The 5,052-nt window shown below is 71.4% G+C and carries 6 protein-coding genes and 1 pseudogene; 1 reads left to right on the forward strand and 6 read right to left on the reverse strand.

The window, feature by feature from the left end; genetic code table 11:
* Window positions 1-832: M24 family metallopeptidase (locus QM634_RS12450; RefSeq protein ID WP_415043095.1), on the reverse strand; the 832-nt coding region annotated here is incomplete at its 3' end.
* 61 nt (window positions 833-893) lie between these two features.
* On the opposite strand from QM634_RS12450, the gene QM634_RS12455 reads away from it, so the two are divergent.
* On the forward strand, window positions 894-1,397 hold the full coding sequence (locus QM634_RS12455; RefSeq protein ID WP_415043096.1) for a B-4DMT family transporter: 504 nt from the start codon (window positions 894-896) through the stop codon (window positions 1,395-1,397).
* Here the strand turns inward: QM634_RS12455 and aroB are convergent.
* From aroB to QM634_RS12480, 5 genes and pseudogenes are all read right to left on the reverse strand, one after another.
* Window positions 1,373-2,452, reverse strand: coding sequence for a 3-dehydroquinate synthase (aroB, locus tag QM634_RS12460; RefSeq protein WP_415043097.1), 1,080 nt, complete (start codon window positions 2,450-2,452; stop codon window positions 1,373-1,375). The genes QM634_RS12455 and aroB overlap by 25 nt on opposite strands.
* On the reverse strand, window positions 2,449-2,997 hold the full coding sequence (locus QM634_RS12465) for a shikimate kinase (RefSeq protein ID WP_415043098.1): 549 nt from the start codon (window positions 2,995-2,997) through the stop codon (window positions 2,449-2,451). Before QM634_RS12465 ends, aroB begins: the two co-directional genes overlap by 4 nt.
* Window positions 2,990-4,201, reverse strand: coding sequence for a chorismate synthase (gene aroC, locus QM634_RS12470; RefSeq protein WP_415043099.1), 1,212 nt, complete (start codon window positions 4,199-4,201; stop codon window positions 2,990-2,992). The genes QM634_RS12465 and aroC overlap by 8 nt, the downstream gene beginning before the upstream one ends.
* A gap of 34 nt (window positions 4,202-4,235) precedes the next feature.
* Complete coding sequence (locus QM634_RS12475; protein WP_415043100.1) at window positions 4,236-4,619, reverse strand: prepilin peptidase; 384 nt, start codon at window positions 4,617-4,619, stop codon at window positions 4,236-4,238.
* Between the two features lie 90 nt (window positions 4,620-4,709).
* Window positions 4,710-5,052: pseudogene (locus QM634_RS12480) on the reverse strand (shikimate dehydrogenase); the annotation flags it as partial.

Raw genomic sequence — 5,052 nt, forward strand, 5'->3', positions numbered from 1 at the left:
CGGCGCCCGACGCGCCGGCGACAGCGCCCGCGCGACCGGCCTGCGCCGCGGCCGCCACGAGGTCGTAGACCTCGCGCTGCCACGGCTGGGCCGTACCCAGCACATAGGTACGAGTCATGTCCGAGTGGTACCCGTCGACGACGGCGCCGAAGTCTATCTTCACGAAGTCGCCGCGGGCGAGGATCGCGTCGGTGGGCCGGTGGTGCGGAACGGCCGAATTGGCTCCCGTCGCGACGATGGTCTCGAAGGCGATTGCCGCCGCACCGTGGGAGTACATCGCCCACTCGAGTGCCCGTGCGACCTCCCGTTCGGTGCGCCCCGGCGCGATCACCCCGTCGGTGACGAGCTGCGCCAGCGCCCGGTCCGCGACCTCACACGCCGCGGCGATGGCGGTCACCTCGCCCGGATCCTTGACCTGGCGCAGGGACTCCACCATCCCGGACGTCGGGGACAGCGTGGCCGCGCCGTCGGCGCGCAACCCGTCGTACTGCCCGACGCTCATCGCGTCGGCCTCGACGCCGATCCGCCTCGCACCGGCGTCGACTGCCGCAGCCACCAGAGCTCCTGCCACATCGCGGGCCCCGACCAGGGGAAGATCGCCGGCCTGTTCGGCCACCTGGACGGTGTAGCGGCCGTCGGTGCTGATGAGGTCGGTCCCGTCGGCGCCGACGAGCACGGCACCGTTGGAACCGGTGAACCCGCTCAGGTAGCGCACGTTCACCAGATCCGTCACGAGCAGCGCGTCGAGATCGGGATGCGCCTCGCGCAGGGCCTCGCGCAGGGCTTCGCGGCGGCGGGGCGGCGGCGATTCCGGTGCGACGGCGGTCTGCATGTCCGCCACGCTAGCGCACCCTGTGATTGGCTTCACTGCCGCGGACCGCTAACCTAAGCCCATGATTTCGTGGTTACTGCGCGGCCTGGTCATGGGTGCCTTCGTCACGGCGGCCTGGATTCTGGTCGGTGTCCTGATGGAATCCTCGGCCACCATGGGGACCACGTGGCGGATCATCGCCTTGGCCCTCATCGTGCTGTTCGCCCTCATCTGGGGCGGCTTCGACGGCATCCGGGACGCCCGCGCGAATCCGGATCCCGATGACTATGCCGACCTCACCATGGTGTGGCTCAAGGCCGGCTTCCTGGCCGCCGCCATCGCCGTGGTCGTCGGCTGGATCGTCGGGACCACGCTGGTCGCGGGTATGGGGCCGCGCCCGATCTTCGTCTCCCTGACCGCCGGGATCTCCTTCTTGACCCTGCTCGTCTACATCCCCGCCTTCGTCGGCGTGAGCGTCGGCCGCTGGCTGGTCCGCCGCGAACAGTCAAAGGGCGCGCAGACGTGGGACGACGAGGCCGAGGCCGTCGGCGAGGAAGCGGACTACTCCGCCGCCACCGCCGAATAGGCCGCGGCGATCAACGCCGGATCGGGTCCCTCGAGCCGGCCCGGTTCGGCCAGCCCGTCGAGCACCACGAAGCGCAGCACCCCCGACCGGTTCTTCTTGTCACCGGCCATCCCGGTCAGCAGATCGCCCAACGCATCCGCGTCGTAGGTCGTGGGCAGACCGATCAGTTCCAGCACCCGCTTGTGACGGTCGGCCGTCTCGTCGTCGAGACGCCCGGCCAGGCGCGCCAACTCGGCCGCGAACACCAGCCCCACCGATACGGCCGCACCGTGGCGCCAGCGATACCGTTCGCGCCGCTCGATCGCATGCCCGAGCGTGTGACCGTAGTTGAGGATCTCGCGCAGCGAGGATTCCTTCAGGTCGGCCGAGACGACGTCGGCCTTCACCTGCACGGAGCGGCGGATCAGCTCGGGCAGCAGGTCGCCGCTGGTGTCCAGCGCACCCTCCGGATCCGCCTCGATCAGGTCCAGGATGACCGGGTCGGCGATGAACCCCGTCTTGACGACCTCGGCCATCCCGGCGATCACCTCGTTGCGCGGCACGGTCTCCAGGGTCGCGATGTCGATGAGGACGGCGTCGGGTTCGTGGAAGGCCCCGACGAGGTTCTTGCCCGCGTCGGTGTTGATGCCGGTCTTGCCGCCGACGGCCGCGTCGACCATGGCCAGCAGCGTCGTCGGGATGTGGATGACCCCGATCCCCCGCATCCACGTGGCGGCCACGAATCCGGCGAGGTCGGTGGCGGCGCCGCCGCCCAGGCTGATGATCTTGTCGTTGCGCTTGAGGCCGATCCGGCCGCACACGTCCCAGCAGAACGCCGCAACCTGCAGGTCCTTGCCCGCCTCGGCGTCGGGGATCTCCACGCGGTGGGCGTCGAAACCCTTGTCGGCGAGGAAGCCGCGGATCTGCTCGGCGGTGGCCTGCAGCGGAGGCTGATAGAGGATGGCGATCTTGTCGGCGCCCGCGGCGGCCGTGGCGACCTCGTCGAGCAGCCCGCGGCCGATGACGACGTCGTAGGGCGACGCGGCGTTGACGCCGATCCGGACTGGCTCGCTCATGACTCGGGGCCCTTTCGATCGGTGGGTGGTCGGTGCACGATCGCCAGGACGTCGTCGACGACGTCCTGCACCGCGCGGTCGGCGTCGACGGTCTCGGTGGCGACCTGCTCGTAGAGCGCCGTGCGCTCCTGCAGCAGTCGGGCGTATTCGGCGTGCGGATCGTCGACGGCCAACAGCGGACGATCGGACTGTTCGACCCGCGCGTACCCCACGGCCGGGGTGATCCGCAGGTGGACGACACGGTGTCCCTCCAGCGCGCCCCGGATGGCCGGTACGGTCACCGAGCCGCCACCGAGGGCCACGACGCCGGGAAAGCCGGCGAGCACACTCGTGACGATCGTGCGCTCGAGTTCACGGAAACCGGCTTCCCCCTCGGCCGCGAAGACCTCGGCGACGCTGCGGCCCGCGCTTCGCTCCAGCTCGGCATCGGTATCGAGGAAGTCGACTCCGAGCCGTTGTGCGACCGCCCGACCGATCGTCGACTTGCCAGCCCCCATGAAGCCGGTGAGGACCAGTACGGGGCCGTGGCCCAGCCGATTACCCATGGCGGGGCGGTCGCGCGGCGATCCGCTCCCGGTAGGCGTCGAGGTTCGCCGTCGTCTCGGTGAGTGAGTCGCCGCCGAACTTCTCCAGGACCGCCTGCGCGAGCACCAGTGCGACCATCGCCTCGGCCACGACGCCCGCGGCGGGAACGGCACAGACATCGGAGCGCTGGTGGATCGCGCTCGCGCTCTCCCCGGTCGTCATGTCGACGGTGGACAGGGCGCGCGGAACCGTCGAGATGGGCTTCATCGCCGCCCGGACGCGCAGGGCCTGACCGTTGGTCATCCCGCCCTCAAGGCCGCCGGCCCGGTTGGTCGACCGCTCGACACCGTCGGCGCCGGGCACCATCTCGTCGTGGGCCGCGCTGCCGCGACGGCGGGCGGTCTCGAAGCCGTCGCCGACCTCGACGCCCTTGATGGCTTGAATGCCCATCAGGGCGCCGGCCAGGCGGGCATCCAGTCGCGTCTCGCCGCTGATGTGCGAGCCGAGTCCCACGGGGACGTCGGTGGCCACGACCTCGACCACGCCGCCGAGTGTGTCGCCGTCCTTCTTGGCCGCCTCGATCTCCGCGATCATCGAGGACTCGGCGGCCTCGCCGAACGCCCGCACCGGACTCTGGTCGATCGCCGCCAGATCGGCGGGGCCGGGGGTCGGGCCGTCGTAGGGGTCGCTCGCGCCGATGGAGACGACGTGCGAGACGATCTCGATCCCGGCCACCTGGCGCAGGAACTGACGGGCCACGGTGCCGGCCGCGACGCGGGCGGCGGTCTCCCGCGCACTCGCCCGCTCCAGGATCGGGCGGGCGTCGTCGAATCCGTACTTGAGCATTCCGGAATAGTCGGCGTGGCCGGGACGGGGTCGGGTCAGCGGCGCGTTGCGTGCGCTCGCCGCCAGCTCCTCGGCGTCAACCGGGTCCGGCGCCATCACCTGCTCCCACTTGGGCCACTCGGTGTTGCCGATCTCGATGGCGATGGGACTGCCCAGCGTGCGGCCGTGTCGCATCCCGGCCAGCAGGGTCACCTCGTCGGCCTCGAACTTCATCCGCGCGCCGCGGCCATAGCCCAGTCGTCGACGGGCCAATTGCTCGGCGACATCGGCCGAGGTCACCTCGACCCCGGCGACCATTCCCTCCACGAGCGCCACCAGGGCGCGCCCGTGCGATTCTCCAGCGGTGATCCAGCGCAGCACGGTTCCCGATTCTTCCATGCACGCCGCCGTGCTCCGAATCCGGCCGACCGCCTCAGCCCGCGGCCACGATCACCGCGGCGCTCCCGGCCAGCGCCGGACCGTGCGGACGGGCTCGACCCCCGGCTCGGGCGAAGCCCACCGCGGCGATCAACTGTGCCGCGCACACGACCACGAGCGCCGCGCTGGGATCGCCGGTCAGGCCGCCGACGACGAAGGCGAGCTTGACATCTCCCCCGCCCACCAGCCCTATCATCCCGGCGATCACATAGGGCGTGCAGGCCGCGACGGCCGCCACCAGCAGCCGGTGTTCACCGCCGACCGAGCCGGTCACGGTCACCGCGGCGATTCCCGGCCACAGCATGACCGTCGGCAGGCGACCAGTGCGCCGGTCGACCTCCCCGACCGTCAGCAACCACAGCGCCACGACACAGCCCACCGGACCAGCCTGGCCGTGATGTCGACCGCCCCTACCGGCGTCAGGCCGCACCGCACCGCGGCCTGTGCACAGGGAGCGGTTGTGGACGGCCTAGGCGACAACGGCGGCCATCGCGGCTCGGGGGGCCGGCCGTCCGGTGAACAGCTCGACCTGCCGATAGGCCTGATTCAACAGCATGACCAGCCCGCCGGCCACGGTGCCGCCCGCCTCGGCGACGCGAGCGGCGAGTGGCGTCGGCCACGGGTCGTAGATCGCGTCGACGAATCGGATCGGGGTCTGCACGGCGTCGACGAGGCGCGCCGCGGCCGTGGCGGGCACGGTGGACACGACCGCAGCAGAGTCGGCGAGAGCGGCGCGCAGCTCCGGCGATGCCCCGTCGAATCCCACGACGCGGGCGGGCAGCGACAGCTGTCCGGCGACATCGACGGCGTCC

Source organism: Gordonia sp. (in: high G+C Gram-positive bacteria) (assembly GCF_047606305.1).
GTDB lineage: Bacteria > Actinomycetota > Actinomycetes > Mycobacteriales > Mycobacteriaceae > Gordonia.